We start from the raw sequence: 20,829 nt of genomic DNA on the forward strand, positions 1-20,829 counted from the left end.
GCGTGCGGGGTGCGGCCTTCGGGCCGGCGTCCCGTGAGCTGCCGGGCGCGCCGGGGCGGGCGGAGCGGACGGTCCGTGGCCCCGCCCCGCCGGTGGCGTCCGTCCGCCGTCGCGGGCGGGCGTCACCGGCCGGTGCAGTCCGTGACCGGCGGCGGCGCCGTTCTTTCGGGCGCCTTCCCGCCTCGCGTCACCGCGTGGCCGCGGCCTTGCGGAACACCCAGTAGTCGGCGCCCTCCTCCGCGATGTAGTTGGCGTTCCTGAGGGTCAGCTCCAGCGTTGCCCGGCCGGTCACCTCGGGCGACCGGGCGAAGTCCTCGAAGCCGGTCTCCGTGGCGTAGCTGCCGCGGGTGGACACCACGATCAGGGCGCCGGGGCGGGCGTACTCGAAGAGCGTGAGCAGTGCCGTCGGACGGACGTGGCCCAAGGTGAAGACGCCGCTGCTGACCACGATGTCGTACACGTCCAGGCGCTCGTCGCGGCGGCCGGAGGACAGGTCCACCCCGCCGTAGACCTTCCGGTAGGCGTGGGTCCTGGCGGCCTCGGCGGCCATCTGCTCGGAGAGGTCGACGCCGTCGACGACGTAGTCGCCGAGGGTGCGCAGGAAGCCGCCGACGAGGCCGGTGCCGCAGCCGGCGTCGAAGACGGTGGTCCGCGGCGATCCGTAGGCGGAGGCGAGCAGGTGGACGAGGTTCGCCGCGACGCGGGGGGCCACCCACTGCTGGTCGGCGAGGTCCTGGTCGTACCGGGTCGCCCAGTCCTCGTAGTAGTTCTTCAGTCCGGTGGCGTCGTCGAAGAACACATGCGAATTGGCTATGTTCGCGAAGGAGTTGCTCATGATTTTCCTCCCTTGAGGGTCAACTGGAGATGCGTGGCGCTCTTTTCACCGGCTCGCGCGCGTGGCCGCGGGAACGGCCTCCGCGTCGGATTCGTCGGGGGCGGAAAGTGCCTCTTTCGAGCGGACGTTCCTCACGTCGAAGACCATGTAGACGGAGATTCCGGCGAGAATGCAGAGGGCACCGGCGATTTCGGTCCAGGTGGGGGTCCGCTGTTCCACCGGAAGGCTGAGGATCGCCCCGAAGATGGTCTCCGTGGCGAGGAGCGGGCCGACCAGCGGCACCGGAATTCCCTGCGCCGCCTTGACCCAGATGTAGGTCCCCCACCAGGAGCCGATGACGCCCAGGAAGACGCACCACGTGATGATCTTGAAGAGCGGGTACGGGCTGAACGTCTCCTCCGGGGTGGAGGCGATCGCGTACGGCAGCAGCACCATCGACGCGCCGCCGGCCCCCATCGCCACGAGGGCGGCCCAGATCGTGGGGTCGGGCCTGGTCTCCCAGGTGCGCTGCGACTGGGCGTTGCGCACCACGAAGTACGACCACGTCAGCATCGCGCCGAGGGCGAGGGCGATCCCGAGGATGGAGTTCCCGGCACCGTCGCCCCCGCCCTGGACGAAGTCGGTGACGCTGAGCAGGTTGATGCCGGCGAGAATGAGGACGACCGGGGCGATCAGCTGGCTCCAGGACATCCGCTTCTCGGCGAAGTTCCCCGCGACCGCGATGGTGATGGGTGACGCCCCGACCACCACGGCGGTGATGAAGCCGCTGCCCGCGGTCGCCGAGTAGGACACGCAGATGTAGAAGACGAAGTAGCCGACGAATCCGATGTACAGCCCGAAGAGGATCCTGCGCAGCGGCATCAGCTTGAGCTGCTTTCGGCTCCTGATCAGCACGTAGAGACCGCACAGGCCGAACAGGGAGTACCGGCCGGTCACCAGCAGGAGCTCGCTCGCGGGTTTGACCGCGGCCGGGGCGACGAAGGCCGTGGCCCACAGCAGGGCCGCCGTCAGCGCGGCCATCACGTTCTTCTGTGTACTACCCATTACAGAGTCGGCTCCAGTGCACGGACCTCGCCGGTCTCGAACCCGTTCCGGGCGAGCCAGTCCGCGTTGTAGATCTTGGACAGGTACTTGGTGCCGCTGTCCGGGAGCACGGTGACGACCGCCGCCGGGCCGGACAGCGACCGGGCCACCTGCACGGCGCCCCACACGTTCGCGCCGGCGGTGCCGCCGCAGACGAGTCCTTCGCGGTGGGCCAGGTGCCGGCAGGTGGCGAAGGCGTCGGCGTCGCTGAACCGGAGCACCTCGTCGACCGTGGAGAAGTCCATGCACCGGGCGAGGTGGTCCTCGCCGGCGCCCTCGACGAAGTAGGGCGCGATCTGCCCCGGGTCGACGACGCCGTCGTGGAAGTAGCGGTGGTAGATGGAGCCGACGGGGTCCAGCAGGACCGACCTGACGTCCGGTTTCCGCTGCTTGAGGAAGCGCGAGGTGCCGGAGATGGTGCCGCCGGTGCTCCCCGACGCGACGAACGCCGTCACCGTGTCGCCGAGGGCGTCCCAGATCTCGGGGCCCGTGGAACGGAAGTGGGCCTCCGCGTTGAGGGGGTTGTCGTACTGGTTGAGCATGAAGGAGCCCGGCGTGGCGGCGTGGATGGCCCTCGCGCGCGTCACGTAGTGGTCCGGCGCGTCCGGGAGCGCGGACGTGGGGCAGACGATCACCTCCGCCCCCATGGCGCGCAGGGCGTCCCGCTTCTCCTTGCTCACCTTGTCGGGCATCGTCAGGACCGCGCGGTAGCCACGCGTGGCCGCGAGCATCGCGATGGCCGCCCCGGTGTTGCCGGACGTGTTCTCGACGATGGTCGCGCCCGGTGCGATCAGCCCGCGGCGCTCGGCGTCGTCGACGATGTACCGGACGATCCGGTCCTTGATGCTGCCGCCCGGATTCATGAACTCGGCCTTGGCGAAGATCCGCACGTCGGCCGGAACGTCGAAGGTCTTCAGCTCGACGAGGGGTGTCTCGCCGATGAACGACTGGATATCCATCCCGAATCCTTAGTGGTCACTTCCGAAGAGGGCGGCCCGGCGGAGAGGGCGGCGACCCGGCGCGAAGGCGGCGCCCGACTGGAACGGGTCTACGGAGCCCGCCCCCCATGGACCGGGCCCCAGGGGGGGCGGGCTCCGGCCGGGGACCCTGCTTGGTGGGGGGGCGGTGGTGCGGCCCCTGACTGGGGGGTGGGTGCGGGGGCGCGGCACGGTCCCGTTCGTGTCCGCCCGTGACGCGCACGCCGTCGCCCCGCCGCGCCGGTGGTTCGCCCGGTGCGGCTCAGAGGGCGGAGCCGGGGATCTTGACGGAGTCGAGGATCGCCACGGTGTGCCCGACCTTCTCCCCCTGTTCGACCAGGCGCAGGGCGTCCGCGGCCGTGATGGCGTGCGGCGCGAGCTCCTGTTCGATCCCCAGAGCTCGGGCACCGGCGCCGGCCGGGGACAGTCCTTCGAAGGCGTCCCGCAGCACGGGCACCGGATAGAAGTGGAACGGGCCGAGGCCCTCCCGCTCCCAGCGGGCGAAGCCGCCGACGACCTCGTCCGGTTCGGACTGGACCTTCCAGGTGTACGTCAGGATGCTGCCGTTGTAGCCGGCGGCACCGGAGAGGGCGAGGATCTCGGACAGCGGGATGCGGGCGCCGATCGACGACAGCACCCGGCCGCCGACCCGCAGTGCCGGGTGGGCCTGCTGGAGCGCCAGGTAGTGCAGGGTGACGAGGTTCTTCTCGGCGAAACCGGGGATCTCCTCGTCGCGCTCGGCGATGAACGTCGAGCTGGTCTGGCCGTCGTCGAGGTCGGCGCTGCGTGCCATCGGGATGTTGGGCAGGTTCTCGTAGACCACGTCGAGCTGCGACAGCTTCCCGGCCAGCGGGGCGAGCAGATCGCCGGCGCCCGCGACCAGTTCGACGTCGCGCGCCAGGAGGTTGGCCTCGATGTTGGCCCGCGCGTAGGCGACGACGTCCTCGTGGAGGTCGGTGAATCCGACGTGGCGCGCCTTCAGGATCTCCACGGCGGCCAGGACGTCCAGGCCCGCGCCCGTACCGATCGTGCAGAAGCGCGGGGCGAGGAAACCCATCTCGGCCAGGGTCTTGAAGGCGGGGACCGCGACGCTCGCGACCCAGTCGGCCCGCGGCTCGTCCGCCTTCGGAAGGTAGGAATGGTCCGAGAGCCTGAGCCCTATGGAAGACCTGATGCGCGCGGGATCCTCGATCTCGAAGAACTCACCCGGCGACAGCACCAGTTCGGCATGGGCGATCTGCGTACTCATCTGGTTCTCCTTCGGTGTGACGGCAGCGCGAATTCTGCGAGAACTTCCGGGCTCGACCCGGACGGAAGGGGGCCGACGGCCGTACGAACCGGCCCGCACCGAGGAATGGGCGGCAACCGCGCCCTCCTGCCGAACCGTTCTTCCGGAACGGCATTCCCTCGATGGAAGTGAATTCACTATCGCCAGCCGTCACCGACGCTGTACAGGGTTGCCCTGTTGCCTCTCGACAGGCAACTCCGGTGCACCGGGCACGCATCCGGCCTGTTCCGTTTCCTCCGCCACCCGTGCGATGCCGCGGATTCGAGCCACACCGCCGCCCTTTCGGCCGTGACACCGCGCGGTACGAGTCATGCGGAGCGAGAGGCGGGCGCCCGTTCCGCGATCGCCCGCGCGGGCCCGGACCCCCCGGCCCCGCGCGCCTCCGGCCTCCCCGCACGGCGCTGCGGAGGGCGGGCACACGACACCGGAGGGGGTCGTTCCGTAGCAGTGCCGGCGACGTGCCGCAACCGAAGGAACCATTCAAGTCAGCTTCTCCGGGGCGTCGTTGACACCGCGAAGATCGAATCCATAGCATGTAGCTATACCGGTTGGTATACGCCTCACCTCCCCCCACCCGAAGGAGATGGGAACGTGTCGCTCCACAGGTCAGCCACGGCGACCACCGGGGCAGCGGAACCCCCCGCACCACGCGGCCGCGCACGCGCCGCCGATCCACCTCGGCACCCGCGGGAGGCGGGACGTCACACGACGGCCCTCCGGCCCGTATGCGCGGAGGGAGTTCACCCGTGAAGCCCCTCTACCTTCGCGAGGACACCGAGCGGCAGCGGGAACGGCTCGCCGCCACGGCCAGGCACCTGCACCGGAGCGGCTGGATGCCGGGAACGTCCGGCAGTGTGTCCCTGCGCTCCGGCGACGCGGTCCTCATCACGGCACACGACCTCGACAAGGGCCGGATGGACGCCCGGGACACGGTCCTGATCGACCCGTCCGAAGGGCTGCCGCTCCTCGGGGAGACCGAGTGGCCCTGCGCCGAGACACCGGTCCACCTCGCGCTCCACGGCTACCTGCCCGACTGCGAGACGGTGGTGCACGTGCGGGCGGCGGGCGTCACGACGCCGGCCGCGCTCGCCCGCGGCGCGGGCCACGCCGGCCCTCCCGCGGCTGAGCGCAACCTCCGCTCCGGCCCGGCCGGATCCACGCCGACGATGCTGCCGGCCCTCCCGGCACGGCCCGACCCCGGCCGCACGGCCGACGAGGTGCGGGCCGCCCTCGACGGCACGGCCGCAGGCGCACCGGCCGCTCTCCTCGTGGCGGACACGTGCGTGTTCACCTGGGGGCGCGACCTCGGCGAGGCGCTCGCCGCGCTGGACGGGATCGAGGAACGGAGCCGCTCGCCGCTGCGGCCGGGCGCCGACGCCCCGGACCCGGCCGGGTGGACCAGGTGACGCTGCTTCAGGTCATGCCCGCGGAAGCGCCGGGGGACGTGCGGCTGCGCTCCGACGACCAGGAGGTCATCCGCAGGGAACTGCTCTGGATCGGCGTGCGTTTCGGCAGATGGCACGCCGCGCACAGACTTCCCGCCGACGCCGACGACGCCGCCATCACCCGCGCGTACCGCTGCCACATCGACCATGTCCGCGCCGAGAGCGGCTACCGGGCCGTCGAGATCGCCCGTCTGCCGCAGGGACCGGACGGCCCGGCCCCGGCAGGGCACGTTCCCTCCCCGGCGGGTCCGGATCAGCCGTTCTGCGAGGACTGCTCCGGTGAGCACCTCCACGAGGAGGACCTGGTGCGGTTCGTCGTGGCGGGCTCGGCCTGCTTCTTCCTCCATGTCTCCGGTGCGGTGCACGCGGTGCTCTGCACGGCGGGAGACCTGCTGTCCGTACCCGGGCGTACGGCCCACTGGTTCGACGCCGGTGCGGATCCGCGGTACACGGCCGTCCGTTTCCGCCAGGACGCGGGCGGCGGCGGCACGCGGTCCCTGCCGAACGGCCTCGCCGCCCGGTTCCCCGGCTTCGACGCGCTGGCGGCATCACGATGACGGACGCCCGTGCCCGGTCCCGGACCGGCCGATGTCGCGCCTTCGGCAGATCGGGCGACGCCGTCACCGGCGCACGCTGACCTCGACGGCGTTCCGCCGCGGCGGCGCCAGGTCGCGGCAGCGACCTCGCGGGCCGACCTCGCGGGCCGACCTCGCGGACGGACTCCGCGCATGGACCCCGTAGCAAGGAACCGCGGACGGGCAGCCGCTTCGCGTTCCGGCGGTGGGCGGCCCCACCTGCCCGCGGACGGTCAGCCGTCCGGGAACCCGCCGACCCGGCCAACTCCCCTCCGGGACTGGCCACTCGCAACCGTCTTCACGATTCAGGGGGCTCGAAAGTGGTACGGGAACCGGTACAGGGCACCACACCGATGCGGGCGTCGCGCCAGGAGACCGGATGCCCACCGAGTGCCGGCGAGCCGGCGTCCTTCGGGCAGCTGCTCCGCTCCCTCCGTCAGCGACGCGGCCTCTCCCTGGCCCAGTTGGCGACCCGCGCGCACTTCAACCGGGGTCATGTCAGCAAGATCGAGAACGGCAAGCGGCCCCCGTCGGTGAGCTTCGCGAAGGCCTGCGACCGCGCGCTCGACGCGGGCACCACCTTCGCCGACATCGCCCTGGCCCTGGAGTCCGCATCCCGGCCGCAGCGGGGCTGGGTACGTCCCGGTCAACTACCGTCGGCCAAGCGCAACTTCGTCGGGCGGCAGGAGGAGATGCGCCATCTCGACGGACTGCTGCGAGGGGCCGAGCAGGCCCTCGCCGTGCCGGTCGCGGTCATCAGCGGGCTGCCGGGCGTCGGCAAGACCGCCGTCGCGGTCCAGTGGGCGCATCACGCCGTCAACAACGGTCACTTCCGCGACGGCCAGCTCTTCGTCAATCTGCAGGGTCCGGGACCGGGAACGGCGGCCACCCCGTCCGACGTCCTGGCGGACCTGCTCCGCACGCTGGGGGTCCCCGCCGACCGGATCCCGGCCGATCTGGACCAGCGGGCCGCGACGTTCCGCTCGTACCTGCACGGCCGCGAGATGCTGCTGGTGCTGGACAACGCCGCGGACGCCCAGCAGATCTACCCGCTGCTGCCCGGCTCCCCCGGGTGTGCGGTGGTCGTGACCAGCCGTTCACGCCTGCCGGGTCTGATGTCCGTGGCCGAGGCGGCCACGCTGCGGCTCACCGAGTTGTGCCAGCCGGAGGCCGCCCTGCTGATCCGGGCGATCATCGGGGACCCGCGGGCCGACGCCGACCCAGCGGCCGTCGACGTGCTGGCGGAACGCTGCGGCCGGCTCCCGCTGGCCCTGGTGCTGGCCGGCGAGCACATCGTGAGCCGTCAGCAGCGCAGCGCCGACGCCCTGGCCCGCGAACTCAAGCCCGAACGCGCCCGGCTGAATCTGGCCGAGGGTGATGTCGTGCTGCGCGACGCCTTCGCCACGTCGTACCGGGCACTGGACGAGCAGAGTGCCCGTCTGTTCCGCCTGCTGGGTCTGCTGCCCAGCCGTCTCATCGACGCCGACGCCACCGCGGCCACCGCGGGGGTCAGTCAGGACGAGGCGTCGCGCATGCTGCGCTGCCTCGACAGCGTGCACCTGATCCACCGCCAGGACGAACGCCACTACCTCATGCACCAGTTGCTGCGGACCTACGCGGCGGACCTGGCACGCCAGATGGACCAGGAGGCCGGGCACATCCAGGCGCTGCGCTCCACCCCGGACGGGGTCACCACGGGTTCGGCACCCCTGTCCTCGCTCGTCGCCTAGGAGGACGCGGGGCGGGGACTCCCCTGCCGGGCGCCGGCGTCCCTCACGAACGGGCGAGCGCCCCGGCGAGGGACTTCTCGACCAGGACGGCGGCCATGTGCGCCGCACGGTCGACGGCCTGGTCCACGGAGTGCATGGAGTCGGCGATGCAGGCACCCTCGTGGAGGATCAGCACCTGGGCGGCCAGTGCGGCCGGGTCGGCGGCGCGCGCCTGCCCCGCGAGGTCCTCCAGGTAGGTGAGGAGCCAGGTCTTCTGCTCGCGGGCCACCTTGCGCCCGGGGTGGTCCTCCGGCAGTTCCACGGCGGCGTTGATGAAGGCGCACCCGCGCGAGTTGCGCTCCCGCATCCAGGAGCGCAGGGCGTCGAAGGTGGCGAGGATCTTCTGCTCGGGCGGTCCGTCGTGTCCGTTGACGTGCTTCACCAGCGTGGAGCGCCACAGCCCGTCACGGGCGCGCAGATACGCCACGATGAGCTGTTCCTTCGAGCCGAAACGGTCGTAGATGGTCTTCTTGGTGACGCCCGCCTCCTCGGCGATCGCCTCCACGCCGACGGCACGGATCCCCTGCTCGTAGAAGAGCCGAGACGCGGTCTCGAGGATCTTCATGCCCGCAGGGGTCAGATGCTGCGTCCCGCGCCTCTTGCCGCCTCGGCCTGCGGTGCCGTTGCCAACAGTCACGGCCACACGGTACACCGGTCGGTATAGTTCCGACAGCCACCGAGCGCCCCGGGAACGCGGAGGCTTGCCGCGGCGCGCCGTCAACGCGCGCCAGCGGCAGGTCGCTTCCGGATCCCTCCCCGACATGCCGCCGATGGCGCAATCGGCATCCGCGGCACCGCGCCGAGGCACGCTGGGCCGCGCACACGCACCCGTGCCGCGTCCATACGCAGACCAGGGGGGAACGGATGCCACCCGACTCCGGCGTCGAGGCGGTCGTCCTCGACGTCCTCGGCACGATGGTCGACGAGCCCGGCGGGCTGCGCACGGCCCTGCGCGAGGCGGTGCCGGACGCCGGCGAGGAGGCGGTCGAGCGGCTGCGCACCCTGTGGCAGGAGCACGTCGAGAGCCAGCAGCGGCGGATCGCCGACGGCAGCCGCCCGTATGCCGACAGCGAGGTGATCGACCGCGAGGCGGCGGAACGCGTCGCCGACCACGCGGGGCTCACCGACCCCGGCGCCGTCGACCGGCTGGCCACCGCCGGTCAGCGGCTGGAGCCCTGGACCGACTCCGTCGCGGGGCTGGCGCGTCTCGCGGAGCGCTTTCCCCTGCTCGGACTCAGCAACGCGAGCCGGGCTGCGCTGCTCCGGCTGAACTGCCACGCGGGACTGCGGTGGCACCAGGCGCTGTCCGCGGAGGAGGCCCGCGCCTACAAACCGGCGCCGCAGGTCTACCGGCTCGCTCTCGACGTCGTGGGACGTCCGCCCGCGCACGTCCTGATGGTCGCCGCCCACGCCTGGGATCTGCGCGGGGCGCAGCGGCTGGGCATGCGCACCGCCTACGTGCGGCGCCCGGTCGGCGATCCCCCGCTGCCCTCCGACGACTTCGACTGGCGCGCCGGGAGCCTCGACGAACTGGCCGCCGTGCTGACGTCGGACCGCGGGAACGGCTGACCGGTCCGGCCGGGGCCGGCTTCCCTCCCCCTGAGGGGCGGCCGTCCCGTCAGCCGGCTCTCAGCGGGTTCGGCAGGGGCAGATAGCGGGCGTCGGCGCCGTCCGCTCCCGTCCAGCGCAGCAGCAGGTTGGTCTTGCCGGGCAGGGTGGGGGCGGTGAGCAGGGCGGGGATCTCGGGCAGGTCGTGCCGGGCCAGTTCACGGCGGGCGGCGGGCCAGGGGTCCAGGCCCGGGTGGTGTTCGGCTAGGGCGGCGGCGATCTCGCTGAGGTGGTTGACGACCAGGCAGTACACCAGGCGCTCCCAGCCGGCGGCGCGGGAGACGTCCGGCAGCAGCTTGGCGCCCTCGGCGTCCCGGAACAGTGCCTGTACGGGTGTACCGGCCGCGTCCACGGCGACGAGGGTGTTCTGCAGGTGGGCCTCCAGCACCACGCCGTGGTCGTGGAAGGCGGTGAGGGCGGGCGGGACGACCTGCCGCAGGTAGGCCTCCCACCAGGCCGCCGGGTCCGCGGCGGCCGCGGCGGGGCTGCCGTCGAAGCCCTCGGCGAGGCCCGCGGCGAGCAGCGGGGTGGCGCCGGACAGCAGATGGCCGCGCAGGCCGTCGCGGACGAGTACGGCGAGTTCCTCGAAGGCGAACGCGGCGGTGCGGTAGCCGCGATCGCTCAGCCAGGCCGCGGGCGGGCCGATCGCCGCGAAGGCGTGCCGTGCGGCGGTGTCCGTGCGGCGCAGCCGCCGCAGGTCGTGGCGCCACAGCCGGCGGATGTCGTTGGTGATGCGCACGTCCAGGCTGAACTTCAGGAACAGGTCGCGCAGGGGTGCGTACACCGTGCGGACCGCGGCCGTCGGCCAGGCGTCGAAGGCGGTCGTACCGAGGCGGAGCAGGCGGCCGTCGGCGAGCGCCGGTGCGAGTTCGCGGGCGACGAGGGCGAGCTGCCAGGGGTGGGCGGGCAGCAGCCGGTAGCCGGGCGGGGCGGTGCCGAGGGCGTCCAGGGCACGGGTGTCGCCCTCCTCGGCCACCTGGTCCTCGCGGACCCCGAGCAGCACCAGCGGGAAGCGCGCGTGGGCCTCGGGGGCGTACGGCAGCCAGGAGGCGACCGGGCCGCCGCCGCGCGCCTTGGGGGCGGGGTGGTGGGGGTGGCCGGTGAGCAGGGACTGCTCGGAGCGCAGGTACGGGTCGCCGGGTGGGGTAGCCCGCTCGCGGGCGGCGAGCAGCGCGGCGACCGCGTCCCGGCTGTCGATCATCTCGGCGGGCAGGTCGCCGCCGGTCAGGCCGGTGTGCCGGCGCAGTTCCTCGGCGACCAGCTTGACCAGTTCGGTGTGGCCGACCGGGTGCCAGGCACCGGCACGGTGGACCTCGGGGTCGGCGGGGCGCCGGCCGGCGCGCACGCGCAGCAGCCGCCCGCTGGGCAGCCGGTGGACACGGCGTGTCCCGGCGTCCGGGAGGTTCTCGGCCACCTCGCGCAGCAGGCAGTTGAGCAGCGGCGCGGCGGCGTAGGCGTCGGCGCGGGGGCCGACGGCGCCGGTGGGGGGTGTGTGGTCCACGCGATCCATTCGTTCTTCGTCCAGGTGCCGATCGCGGCGTTGCGTGTGTGGTGTCGTACGGCGCGGGACGGGTCCGTCGCACACCGCGTACGTCTCGCCCGTCGTCCGGGAGCCGGTGGTGATCAGTATGTCTGTCTTCCCTGACAATCGTGCCCGTTGCCCGTGTATCCGAGGAGCCGACCGTGCACCGACCCCCCACCCGTGAGGCCGAGGTCGCCGAGGAGCTGGCCGACGTACGGCCGGACCTGCTGTCCCGCTACGCGGCGGAGCTGCCGGGCGCCCGCGCCGCCGTGCTAACCAGGCTGTGGCGAGCGCTCGCGCACGAGCCGCTGCCGTGGTGCACGGGCCGGGTGCGGGGCGCCCACGGCCTCGCCCTGCGGCTCGCCGACGGCCGGACCCTGTACGGGCCGCACGCGGACCCGTACGCCACGAGCGCGTACGTCACCGGCGTCCGCCTCGGCCTGGAGCGGTACGAGGATCCGGCGGGTCTGATGACGGCGCTCGGGGTGCCGCACGGGTCCGCGTTCGCGGCGGAGCTGGCGGACAGCGTGGCGTCGCTGGCGCTGTCGCGGGCGGGCGCGGATCACCCGAAGGGGTGGCCGGTGGAGATCGCCCCGGCCGGCGGCCGGAGGAGGGACTGGGAGTGGGAGCAGCGGGTGGTCGACGGGCATCCCTTCCATCCCAGCTGCCGTTCCCGGCCGGGTTTCTCGGTGGCGGACCAGTTGGCGTACGGTCCGGAGCACCGGCCGGTGGTGCGGTTGTCGGCGGTGGCGGTGCCGGCCGCCGAGTGCCTGGCGACGGGTGAGTGGCCGGAGGAACTCCGGGAGGCTGAGCGGCTGTTGGTGCCGGTGCATCCGTGGCAGGCGGAGCACGTCCTGGGGCGGCCGTGCGCCCCGTGGCGGCCCGCCCATCCGCTGATGTCCCTGCGGACGCTCGCGGTGCCCGGCGGCCCGCACGTGAAGACCGCGCTGAGCGCCCGGCTGACCTCCTCGGTGCGGGACATCTCCACGTACTCGGTGCGGGCCGCGGCGCCCCTGTCCGACCTGGGCGAGGAGCTGGCCGCGCACACCGGCGGGCTGCTGCACGTCACCCGCACCCTGGGAGCGGTCACCGCCCACTCCGCCGACCTGGCCGCACTGCTGCGGGAGTCGCCCGAGGAGTACGCGGCACCGGACGAGCACGTCCTTCCGGTGGCCGCCCTCGCCACCACCTCGCTGCCCGAATCCCCGGACTGGCTGGCCGGGTTCGCGTGGCTGGCGCTCACGGTGGGCCTGCTCCTGCTGGAACTCGGCGTGGCCCTGGAGGCACACGGCCAGAACCTCCTGGTCGTCCTGTCGGCCGACGGCACCCCGCGGCGGCTGGTCTACCGCGATCTGGCCGACATCCGGATCAGCCCCGCCCGCCTGGCCGGCCACGGCATCACCCCGCCACCGCTCACCGGCCGGCTGGTCACGGACGACGAAACCGCCCTGCGGCGCAAGCTGTTCGGCTCGCTGGTGGCGGGCGCCCTGGCGGGTACGGCGGGCTCCGGCCCGGCACTCGGCGCGGCCCTCGCCGCCGCGCTGCCCGGTCTCCCGGACACCGCCGGTCTGCGGGCCCTGCGCGAAGGACCGGTACCGGCCAAGGCGCTGAGCCTGATGCGGCTGTCCCCCGGGACACCGGGCGACCAGTGGACGTCGCTGCCGAACCCGCTCGTTTTGGAGCACGGACCGTCTGATCAATAGGATCCGCCGATGATCAGAAGACAACGGCTGGCGGCGGGCGTCTGCGCTCTGCTCGCCGCCCTGACGGCCGGGCTCGCCTTCCCCGCCGGTGCGGTCGCCGACGAGACCGAGCAGGCCGCCCCCAAGGTCGAACTCGTCCTGGACGTCAGCGGTTCCATGCGCACCCGGGACATCGACGGCGGCACCCGGATGGCCGCGGCGAAGCAGGCGTTCAACGAGGTGCTGGACGCGACGCCGGAGGAGGTGCGGCTGGGCATCCGCACGCTCGGCGCCAACTACCGCGGCAACGACCGCAAGGAGGGCTGCAAGGACACCGAACAGCTCTACCCGGTCGGCCCGCTGGACCGGACCGACGCGAAGACGGCCGTGGCCACGCTGTCGCCGACCGGCTGGACGCCGATCGGGCCCGCGCTGCTGAAGGCGGCGGGCGACCTGAACGGCGGTGACGGCACCCGCCGTATCGTCCTGATCAGCGACGGCGAGGACACCTGCCAGCCCCTCGACCCGTGCGAGGTGGCCCGCGAGATAGCCGCCAAGGGCATCGGGCTGACCATCGACACCCTCGGCCTGGTGCCCGACGCGAAGACCCGTGATCAGCTCAGCTGCATCGCGGACGCGACCGGCGGCACCTACACCTCCGTGCAGCACAAGGAGGAACTGAGCGACCGGGTCGGCCAGTTGGTCGACCGTGCGGCCGATCCGGTGGTGACGCCGGTGGCGACGCAGGGCGCGGACCGGTGCGAGAAGGCACCGGCGCTGAAGTCCGGGCTGTACACCGACCGTGAGGAGTTCGGGCAGCAGCGCTGGTACAAGGTGGACGTCGAGCCCGGCCAGGAGCTGCGCGCCTCGGTGAGCGTGGCGGACGACCGGGCCGTGAACCCCCACTACGGGGTGCTGCTGCGGGCGGTGACCCTGCACGGGCGGGAGATCGTGCGCGGTGAGGCGGCGGGCACCGGCCGCACCGACGTGATCTCCACGGGTCTGCGCTACCCGAAGGCGGAGAGCGACGACGACACGGCGCCCGCCGAGACCGTGTGCCTCCAGGTCACCCAGTCGTTCTCGGCCGCGGCGGGCGTCAAGACGACGCCCGGTCTGCCGCTGGAGCTGACCGTCGACGTCGTGGACGGGCCCTCGGGTCACCGGGACGTTGCCGCCTTCGGGCTCGGGCGCGGCTGGTGGCTGCTGGGCGTGCTGGTGCTGATCGGCTTCCTCGCCGGTCTGCTGTGGGGCTGGCTGTCGCGCTGGCGGCTCGCGGTCTGGAGGACGAACTGATGCGTATCACACGGGTACTGGGCACCGCGCTGCTGGCGCTGGGGCTGGCCGCCGGGCCGGCCGCCGCCGACTCCTCGCCCTCGCCGAGCGCCTCCGGCGACGACAAGGCCCCCACCCAGGCGGGCACCTCCTTCCGTACGGCCACGGAGATCGAGCAGGGGCAGCGGGCCACCGCGTCCGGCTCCACCGGTGACTACCTGTACTGGTCGTTCCCGGCGGACACCGGGCAGCGGCCCACCGTCGAGGCGACGGTGAAGCTGCCCGACACGCACGGCTCGCAGACCTGGCAGCTGGACGTGTACGACGGACTGCGGCGCCGTCAGGCATGTCAGTACGGCGCACAGTCCCGCACCGCCGCACCGGGCACCTCCACGGTGGAGCTCGCCTGTGTGCTGCGCACGGTGCGCGGCTGGTCGGAGCCCTGGGCGAACGACCCGCTGCCGGGCACCTACTACGTCCGGCTGACCGTGCTGGACCTCGGCTCCTCCGACCTCGGCCTTCCGGTGGGCACCGAAGTCCGCGTGGACTCAAAGGACATCGGCGGCGCGGCGGCGGTCGACGGCTCGCTGGGCAAGCCGCTCGTGCCCGGTATCGCCGTCAAGTCCGGCGAGGAGAAGGACGGTTCGAAGGCGGCGGTGCTGTCCAGCTTCGGCTCGGACGACGGCTGGTCCTCCGGCTGGTGGTCCGACCGCTGGGTGTGGACCGGGATCGGCGCGGTGCTCGCCGCGCTGGCGGGCATCGGCGGCTACGCCCTGACCCGGGGCTCGGGCCGCCCCTCCCGGGTGCCCCCGGGCGCCTGACCGCACACCGCGCCCCGGAGAAGGCCCGCCCACCCGGCGGGCCTTCTGCCGTTCCCCCCTCATGCCTCCCGGAGCGCCTTGGCGAGGGTGCCGTCGCCCGTCACGGTCACCCGGCCGTCCCGTACCGCGTCCGGCAGCCGCGCTTCCCCCCGGGCGATGGCCTCAGCGGTGGCCGCGTCCAGGGCGAGCCGTGCGTCGGGCCCGGCCGGGGCGGCCCCGTCGCCGTACACCGGCCCCTCCTCGGCGCCCACGAACAGGTGGAAGTCACCTTCTTCCAGGTGCACTTCGACGACCCCCTCGCCCTCCAGCGCGCGCAGCAGCGGCAGGGCGAACCAGTGGGCACGTACCGCGTCCGTCGGGCGCCGCTCCCCCAGTTCGGCCTCGCCCCAGCTCCCCAGCGCCTGTAGTACCGGCAGCAACTCACGTCCTCGCGTGGTGAGTTCGTACACGTACGCCGCTCCGGGCGGGGGCAGCCTGCGGCGCGTGGTGAGGCCGTCGCGTTCCATGTCCTTCAGCCGGGAGGCGAGTACGTCCGTGCTCACGCCCGGCAGGTCCGCGTGCAGATCCGTGTAGCGGCGCGGGCCGGCGAGCAGCTCCCGGACGATCAGCAGCGTCCAGCGGTCGCCGACGAGGTCGAGGGCACGGGCTGCGGAACAGTACTGGTCGTAGCTTCGGCGAGGTGACATGCGGCGCAGTCTAGACGGGTTGTTGGACTTTCCAAGCTCACACTTGGTAAAACCAAGTAACACCAGATACCGGAGGGGAAGCGGCGCATGGAGTTCCGGCAGTCGAACAAGCTCAGCGAGGTCTGCTACGAGATCCGCGGCCCGGTGATCGAGCACGCCAACGCCCTGGAGGAGGCGGGGCACAGCGTGCTGCGCCTGAACACCGGCAACCCCGCGGCCTTCGGTTTCGAGGCGCCGGAGGAGATCCTCCAGGACATGATCCGGATGCTGCCCCGGGCCCACGGCTACACGGACTCGCGCGGTGTCCTCTCCGCCCGGCGCGCGGTCGCCCAGCGCTACCAGAACCTGGGCCTCGAAGTGGACGTGGACGACGTCTTCCTGGGCAACGGCGTCTCGGAGCTGGTCTCCATGGCCGTACAGGCGCTGGTCGAGGACGGCGACGAAATCCTCATCCCCGCACCGGACTTCCCCCTCTGGACCGCCGTCACGACCCTCGCGGGCGGCAAGGCGGTGCACTACCTGTGCGACGAACAGGCCGACTGGAACCCGGACCTGGCCGACATGGCGTCGAAGATCACGGACCGGACCAAGGCCGTGGTCATCATCAACCCGAACAACCCCACCGGTGCCGTGTACCCGAAGGAGGTCGTCGAGGGCATCCTGGACCTCGCCCGCCGGCACGGCCTGATGGTGTTCGCCGACGAGATCTACGACCAGATCCTGTACGACGACGCGGTCCACCACTCCGCCGCCGCGCTCGCCCCCGACCTGGTGGTCCTCACCTTCTGCGGCCTGTCGAAGACGTACCGCGTGGCCGGTTTCCGCTCCGGCTGGCTGGCCGTCACCGGGCCCAGGCAGCACGCCAAGGACTACCTGGAGGGCCTGACCATGCTGGCCTCCATGCGCCTGTGCGCCAACGCGCCCGCCCAGTACGCGATCCAGGCCGCGCTCGGCGGACGCCAGTCGATCAGCGAACTCACCGCGCCCGGCGGCCGGTTGCACGAACAGCGGAACGTGGCCTGGGAGCGGCTCAACGAGATCCCCGGCGTGTCCTGCGTGAAGCCGAAGGGCGCCCTGTACGCCTTCCCGCGCATCGACCCCAAGGTGCACGCGATCCACGACGACGAGAAGTTCGTCCTCGACCTGCTGCTGCGGGAGAAGATCCAGGTGGTGCAGGGCACGGGCTTCAACTGGCCCTCCCCCGACCACTTCCGCATCCTCACGCTGCCGCACGCGGACGACCTGGAGGCGGCGATCGGCCGGATCGGCCGGTTCCTCGGCGGATACCGGCAGTAGGGCGACCGGTACCGCGGGAGCCGTCACCTCGGTGGCACCTTTTCGCGCACGTGTGCGAAGATCGCTCCTCATGACCGGGGGAGCGCCTCCGCCCCGGGCGCCACGCGCCGCGGAGGACAGGTCACACGGACCGCCGGTGCGCGCCTGACCAGCGCCGCACCGCCGTTCCCCCTGGTCCGGTTCCAACGACCACGGGGAGCAGCCTTGTTCATGTATCACCGACGCCGCACGGCCCTCGCCGCCCTGTGCGCGGCGGCCCTCGGACTCGCGGCCCCGGCCGCCCAGGCCGCGCCGTCCTCACCGCCCCGGCCCGCGGACGGGCAGGAGGCCGAGGACGCCGCCCGGTACTGGACCGCCGAGCGCATGGCCGACGCGGCACCGCTGGACGCCGTACGCCAGGCGCCGCCGGGGCAGACGCGGCCCGGGAGCGCGGCGGCGCACCGGCCCCAGGGAACCCTCTACAAGGGGACCCGGCTCGTCGGGACGTTCTTCGGTTCCGACGGACCGCGCGGCACCACCTGGCACTGCACCGGCAGCGTGATCGACACGCCGGCGCGCAACATCGTGCTCACCGCGGCCCACTGCGCGATGAACATGAAGGGCGACTACATCTTCGTCCCCAAGTTCGTGAAGGGCGCCGGACCCGACCAGCAGCCCTACGGCATCTTCCCCGTCAAGCGCGTCTTCATCGACCCGCGGTACCAGCCCGACAAGGGCGGCACGACCACCAAGAAGGCCTCCTCCGACCTGGACACCGCGTTCGCCCGGGTCTCCGCCAACCAGCACGGCACCTCGCTGCAGGACGCCGTGGGCGGCGGGCTGACCTTCACCCGGGCCGGCGGGTACGACCACCGCGGCGTGACCGTCGTGGGCTACCCCTCGTACCGGCACAACGGCGCGGGGCGCGCGGTGAAGTGCACCGTGCCCACCAAGCAGCTGCGCGGCTACCGGCAGATGTCGATGACCTGCGGCGGCTACTACGGCGGGGTGTCCGGCAGCCCGTGGATCACCGACTACAAGGACGGCGCGCGCTCCGGGCACGTGATCGGCAACCTCGGCGGCTACAACGGCGGCGGCAACGACGCGAACGCCGACTACATCAGCTACGCGCCCGCGTTCGGCGCCGACGCCGAGAAGCTCCTCGACGCCGCCGTGGCCGACCGGACCCCGCCCGCCGACCAGCCGCCGTACCAGGGCCTGGGCGAGAAGCTGGCGGGAGGCGCCACGCGCTGGCGCAAGGCCGCGCTCATGGCCTCCGGCGACTACACCGGCGACCGGCAGGGCGACCTGGTCGTGGTCTGGTCCGACGGCGCAGTCACCCTGCATCCCGGCGACGGCGACGGCGGGTTCCGCACCGAACTGCGACTGCGGAAGGCCAACTCCACCTGGACGCACGCCCGGTCCCTCACCGGCGGGACCTTCGCCGGCGCCGGCCACGACGGCCTGCTGGTGCGCTGGTCCGACGGCGAGGCGACCCTGTACCCGGACCTCGGCGCGTCCGGCACGGGCCGCGAGATACGCATGGCCGCCCCCGGCTCCGGCTGGAAGAACGCCGCGCAGCTGACGGCCGGGCAGTTCCACGGCGGGGCGGGCGCGACCGACCTGCTGGTCCGCTGGTCGGACGGCCGGGTGAGCGTCTACACCGGGATCACGGCGGGCTCGTTCGGCACCGGCAGACAGCTCGTCGCCGTGAACGGCACCTGGACCAAGGCGGCCCTGCTCACCGGGGGGAACTTCGGCCGCACCGCCGACTGGGACCTGCTCGTGCGCCGGACGGACGGCACGCTCGACACCTACGCGGGCACCTCGGCCGCGGGGCTCGGCACGAGGTCCCGGCTGCGCGGCCCGAACGGCCTGTGGAAGCACGCCCAGGTCATGACGGCCGGCGACCTCACCGGCGACCACACGGCGAACGACCTGGTCGTCCGCTGGTCCGACGGCGAGACCACCCTGTACGCCGACACGCGCCCCAGGACGCTCGGCACCGAGCGGACGCTGGTCCACCCCGGCACCTGAGCGCGCGGCCGTCTGGCGCAGTCCGCCCTGCGTGCCGCGGCCGCCTTGTGGCACCGTGCTGGGAGTGCTGACAGTGCTGGGAGCGCTGGCAGGCGAGCGGGAAGGGCGCTGACGTGGGTGACCTGTTTCTCGTCCGGCACGGTGAGACCGAGTGGTCGCGCTCCGGACGGCACACCGGCTGGACCGACGTACCCCTCACCGAGCACGGGCGGCAGGAGGCGCGCCGGCTGGTGCCGCTGATCCGCTCGCACCGGATCGGGGCGGCGTTCGTCAGCCCCTCGCAGCGGGCCCGGGAGACCGCCGAGCTCATCGGCATCCATGACGCGCGGGTCGACGCCGACCTGCGCGAATGGGACTACGGCGGGTACGAGGGCGTGACCACCGTGGAGATCCAGCGGACCCGGCCCGACTGGTTCCTGTTCGACGACGGGGTCGCGCCCGGCCCGCCGGACCATCCGGGCGAGAGCCCGGAGCAGGTCGGGGAACGCGCCGACCGCATGCTGAGCAAGGTCGACGCCGCCCTCGCCAACACCGAGGGGGTCGTCGTGCTGGTCGCCCACGGTCACTTCCTGCGTGTCCTCACCGCCCGCCGCCTGGGCCTCCCCCCGCGGCACGGCGCCCTGTTCCAGCTGGCGACGGGGACACTGTGCCGCCTCGGCACGGAGCACGGCCGCCCGGTGGTGGCGGGGTGGAACATCCGGCCGCCGGAGTAGGGCGGGGCTGTCGGACCCGGGTCGTACGCTGCGAAGGGGCCGTCCACCGGGGCGGTCCGCGCGGGACGACATCGCAAGGAGCGCGCCGTGACACGACCGCCGACCGCCGCCCAGCGGCGGGTGATCGAGGCCGCCGACGCGGTCACCGGCCGGCTGCGCGGCACGGAGGCACAGCTCGCCGCGCTGGTGAAGCGGGGCCTCGCCTTCCGGCACTCGCGGCCGCCGCACGACCACTTCCTGACCCCGGCCGGGCACCGGATACGGGAGGCGGTGCCGGACGCGGCGCCCGAGGCGCCGCGGGAGGAGCGGCCGGCGGCGGGGGTGTTCGCGGCGCGGGTCGGCGGCGAGGAGGAGGCCCCGCCGTCCGGTCCGGCCCGGCGGCGCGAGGTGCACGGCGCCTGGCAGGGGCTGCTGGAACTGCGCCGGATGACCCATCCCGACGGTGCGACGGACCGGCCCTGCGGCTGGGAGCGCGCGCATCTGGTGCGGGCGGCCGCCCTGGCCCTGGAGGCGGCGGGCCACCACCCGGCGGGCGGGGACACGGACGGCTACCGGGTGCGGGCGACCCCGCAGCCGGAGGCGGTGGCCGTGTACGCGCCGGACGCGGAGACGCTGGCGGCCTGCGCGGCCACGCTGGAGGGGGCCGGCTGGCAGACCGGCGAGTACACCGAGCCGCGGAGCCGGGCGCGCTATCTGCTGGCCTCGCCGCGCCGGGCGTGACCCCCGTGCCATGATCGGTGCACCGGAGATCCTGACGTGAGAAGGGCAAGCAGGTGTCCGAACCGTTTTCCGTCCGTGTGACCGTCCGCGGGTACGAGACCGACGTACAGGGGCACCTCAACCAGGCGGTGTACCTCAACTACGCGGAGCACGCCCGCTGGTCGCTGCTCCAGGCGGCCGGGATCAGCCAGGCCCGGCTGGTCGGCCGGGGCGTGGGCCCGGTGGCGCTGGAGACGACGATCCGTTACCGGCGCGAGCTGCTCGCGGGCGACGAGGTCGACGTGTCCTGCGCGTTCGAGTGGGGCGGCGGCAAGACCTTCCGCATCCGTCAGGAGATCCGCAAGGCCGACGGCACTCTCGCGGCGGAGCTCACCGCGGTGGGCGGCATGCTGAACCTGGCGGAACGCAAGCTGCTCCCCGATCCGCGGGAGATCTTCCAGGAACTGGCCACCGACCTGGGCCTGTTCGGGCTGTAGCGGTCGCGCGGGTCGGCCCGGCCCCCCTTCGAGACCGGACGCGAC

General features: G+C 73.1%; 19 protein-coding genes. 12 read left to right on the top strand and 7 right to left on the bottom strand.

The window, feature by feature from the left end; translation table 11 throughout:
• Positions 1-187: 187 nt before the first annotated feature.
• The 4 genes from BLW57_RS09510 to BLW57_RS09525 form a co-directional block, all read right to left on the bottom strand.
• Positions 188-835: a class I SAM-dependent DNA methyltransferase gene (locus tag BLW57_RS09510; RefSeq protein WP_093473660.1), complete on the bottom strand. Its 648-nt coding sequence runs from the start codon at positions 833-835 to the stop codon at positions 188-190.
• Between the two features lie 45 nt (positions 836-880).
• A complete protein-coding gene (locus tag BLW57_RS09515) occupies positions 881-1,879 on the bottom strand; it encodes a DMT family transporter (RefSeq protein ID WP_093473662.1) in 999 nt (332 codons plus the stop codon).
• The gene (locus BLW57_RS09520) at positions 1,879-2,877 is read right to left on the bottom strand and encodes a PLP-dependent cysteine synthase family protein (protein WP_093473664.1); all 999 of its coding nucleotides are present in this window, start codon (positions 2,875-2,877) and stop codon (positions 1,879-1,881) included. Before BLW57_RS09520 ends, BLW57_RS09515 begins: the two co-directional genes overlap by 1 nt.
• Positions 2,878-3,157: 280 nt before the next feature.
• Complete coding sequence (locus BLW57_RS09525) at positions 3,158-4,144, bottom strand: class I SAM-dependent methyltransferase (RefSeq protein ID WP_093473666.1); 987 nt, start codon at positions 4,142-4,144, stop codon at positions 3,158-3,160.
• 785 nt (positions 4,145-4,929) lie between these two features.
• Here BLW57_RS09525 and BLW57_RS09530 point away from each other — a divergent pair.
• From BLW57_RS09530 to BLW57_RS09540, 3 genes are all read left to right on the top strand, one after another.
• The gene (locus BLW57_RS09530) at positions 4,930-5,589 is read left to right on the top strand and encodes a class II aldolase/adducin family protein (protein WP_176985524.1); all 660 of its coding nucleotides are present in this window, start codon (positions 4,930-4,932) and stop codon (positions 5,587-5,589) included.
• Positions 5,586-6,185 (top strand): cupin, encoded by a 600-nt coding sequence (locus BLW57_RS09535; protein WP_143051593.1) that lies wholly within the window; start codon positions 5,586-5,588, stop codon positions 6,183-6,185. The genes BLW57_RS09530 and BLW57_RS09535 overlap by 4 nt, the downstream gene beginning before the upstream one ends.
• A 371-nt stretch (positions 6,186-6,556) precedes the next feature.
• Entirely contained in the window at positions 6,557-7,933 is a 1,377-nt protein-coding gene (locus BLW57_RS09540; protein WP_093473672.1) for a helix-turn-helix domain-containing protein, read from the top strand.
• Positions 7,934-7,976: 43 nt separating this feature from the next.
• Here BLW57_RS09540 and BLW57_RS09545 read toward each other — a convergent pair whose 3' ends face one another.
• A complete protein-coding gene (locus tag BLW57_RS09545; RefSeq protein ID WP_256339448.1) occupies positions 7,977-8,609 on the bottom strand; it encodes a TetR/AcrR family transcriptional regulator in 633 nt (210 codons plus the stop codon).
• Between the two features lie 227 nt (positions 8,610-8,836).
• Here BLW57_RS09545 and BLW57_RS09550 point away from each other — a divergent pair, with 227 nt between their 5' ends.
• A complete protein-coding gene (locus BLW57_RS09550) occupies positions 8,837-9,541 on the top strand; it encodes a haloacid dehalogenase type II (RefSeq protein ID WP_093473676.1) in 705 nt (234 codons plus the stop codon).
• 49 nt (positions 9,542-9,590) lie between these two features.
• Here the strand turns inward: BLW57_RS09550 and BLW57_RS09555 are convergent, their stop codons facing one another.
• Positions 9,591-11,090 carry an IucA/IucC family protein gene (locus BLW57_RS09555; protein WP_093473678.1) on the bottom strand — a complete coding sequence of 500 codons (1,500 nt, stop codon included), beginning with the start codon at positions 11,088-11,090 and terminating at the stop codon, positions 9,591-9,593.
• Positions 11,091-11,263: 173 nt separating this feature from the next.
• On the opposite strand from BLW57_RS09555, the gene BLW57_RS09560 reads away from it, so the two are divergent.
• Genes BLW57_RS09560 through BLW57_RS09570 form a run of 3 tightly spaced genes read left to right on the top strand, consistent with a single transcriptional unit; the run spans position 11,264 to position 14,877 of the window.
• Entirely contained in the window at positions 11,264-12,805 is a 1,542-nt protein-coding gene (locus BLW57_RS09560; protein WP_093473680.1) for an IucA/IucC family protein, read from the top strand.
• A gap of 9 nt (positions 12,806-12,814) precedes the next feature.
• The gene (locus BLW57_RS09565; protein WP_093473681.1) at positions 12,815-14,077 is read left to right on the top strand and encodes a VWA domain-containing protein; all 1,263 of its coding nucleotides are present in this window, start codon (positions 12,815-12,817) and stop codon (positions 14,075-14,077) included.
• The gene (locus BLW57_RS09570) at positions 14,077-14,877 is read left to right on the top strand and encodes a hypothetical protein (RefSeq protein ID WP_093480622.1); all 801 of its coding nucleotides are present in this window, start codon (positions 14,077-14,079) and stop codon (positions 14,875-14,877) included. Before BLW57_RS09565 ends, BLW57_RS09570 begins: the two co-directional genes overlap by 1 nt.
• 59 nt (positions 14,878-14,936) lie before the next feature.
• Here BLW57_RS09570 and BLW57_RS09575 read toward each other — a convergent pair whose 3' ends face one another.
• Positions 14,937-15,563, bottom strand: a complete 627-nt coding sequence (locus BLW57_RS09575) for a winged helix-turn-helix transcriptional regulator (RefSeq protein ID WP_093473682.1) — start codon at positions 15,561-15,563, stop codon at positions 14,937-14,939.
• Between the two features lie 87 nt (positions 15,564-15,650).
• Here BLW57_RS09575 and BLW57_RS09580 point away from each other — a divergent pair, with 87 nt between their 5' ends.
• The 5 genes from BLW57_RS09580 to BLW57_RS09600 all read left to right on the top strand — a co-directional run bounded on the left by BLW57_RS09580 (position 15,651) and on the right by BLW57_RS09600 (position 20,784).
• Positions 15,651-16,859 carry a pyridoxal phosphate-dependent aminotransferase gene (locus BLW57_RS09580; protein ID WP_093473683.1) on the top strand — a complete coding sequence of 403 codons (1,209 nt, stop codon included), beginning with the start codon at positions 15,651-15,653 and terminating at the stop codon, positions 16,857-16,859.
• A gap of 210 nt (positions 16,860-17,069) precedes the next feature.
• Positions 17,070-18,875, top strand: a complete 1,806-nt coding sequence (locus BLW57_RS09585; protein ID WP_256339449.1) for a trypsin-like serine peptidase — start codon at positions 17,070-17,072, stop codon at positions 18,873-18,875.
• Positions 18,876-18,988: 113 nt separating this feature from the next.
• On the top strand, positions 18,989-19,588 hold the full coding sequence (locus BLW57_RS09590) for a histidine phosphatase family protein (protein ID WP_093473684.1): 600 nt from the start codon (positions 18,989-18,991) through the stop codon (positions 19,586-19,588).
• Positions 19,589-19,675: 87 nt separating this feature from the next.
• On the top strand, positions 19,676-20,308 hold the full coding sequence (locus BLW57_RS09595; protein ID WP_093473686.1) for a hypothetical protein: 633 nt from the start codon (positions 19,676-19,678) through the stop codon (positions 20,306-20,308).
• Positions 20,309-20,361: 53 nt separating this feature from the next.
• A complete protein-coding gene (locus BLW57_RS09600) occupies positions 20,362-20,784 on the top strand; it encodes an acyl-CoA thioesterase (protein ID WP_093473688.1) in 423 nt (140 codons plus the stop codon).
• Positions 20,785-20,829: the final 45 nt, after the last annotated feature.

This window comes from Streptomyces sp. 1222.5, from assembly GCF_900105245.1.
In the GTDB taxonomy this organism is placed as follows: domain Bacteria; phylum Actinomycetota; class Actinomycetes; order Streptomycetales; family Streptomycetaceae; genus Streptomyces; species Streptomyces albidocamelliae.

Coding starts and splice junctions, on each gene's coding strand:
- BLW57_RS09585 (WP_256339449.1), top strand. CDS start 17,070: ATGTATCACCGACGCCGCACGGCCCTCGCCGCCCTGTGCGCGGCGGCC.
- BLW57_RS09540 (WP_093473672.1), top strand. CDS start 6,557: ATGCGGGCGTCGCGCCAGGAGACCGGATGCCCACCGAGTGCCGGCGAG.
- BLW57_RS09575 (WP_093473682.1), bottom strand. CDS start 15,563: ATGTCACCTCGCCGAAGCTACGACCAGTACTGTTCCGCAGCCCGTGCC.
- BLW57_RS09525 (WP_093473666.1), bottom strand. CDS start 4,144: ATGAGTACGCAGATCGCCCATGCCGAACTGGTGCTGTCGCCGGGTGAG.
- BLW57_RS09580 (WP_093473683.1), top strand. CDS start 15,651: ATGGAGTTCCGGCAGTCGAACAAGCTCAGCGAGGTCTGCTACGAGATC.
- BLW57_RS09565 (WP_093473681.1), top strand. CDS start 12,815: ATGATCAGAAGACAACGGCTGGCGGCGGGCGTCTGCGCTCTGCTCGCC.
- BLW57_RS09555 (WP_093473678.1), bottom strand. CDS start 11,090: ATGGATCGCGTGGACCACACACCCCCCACCGGCGCCGTCGGCCCCCGC.
- BLW57_RS09510 (WP_093473660.1), bottom strand. CDS start 835: ATGAGCAACTCCTTCGCGAACATAGCCAATTCGCATGTGTTCTTCGAC.
- BLW57_RS09550 (WP_093473676.1), top strand. CDS start 8,837: ATGCCACCCGACTCCGGCGTCGAGGCGGTCGTCCTCGACGTCCTCGGC.
- BLW57_RS09570 (WP_093480622.1), top strand. CDS start 14,077: ATGCGTATCACACGGGTACTGGGCACCGCGCTGCTGGCGCTGGGGCTG.
- BLW57_RS09515 (WP_093473662.1), bottom strand. CDS start 1,879: ATGGGTAGTACACAGAAGAACGTGATGGCCGCGCTGACGGCGGCCCTG.
- BLW57_RS09520 (WP_093473664.1), bottom strand. CDS start 2,877: ATGGATATCCAGTCGTTCATCGGCGAGACACCCCTCGTCGAGCTGAAG.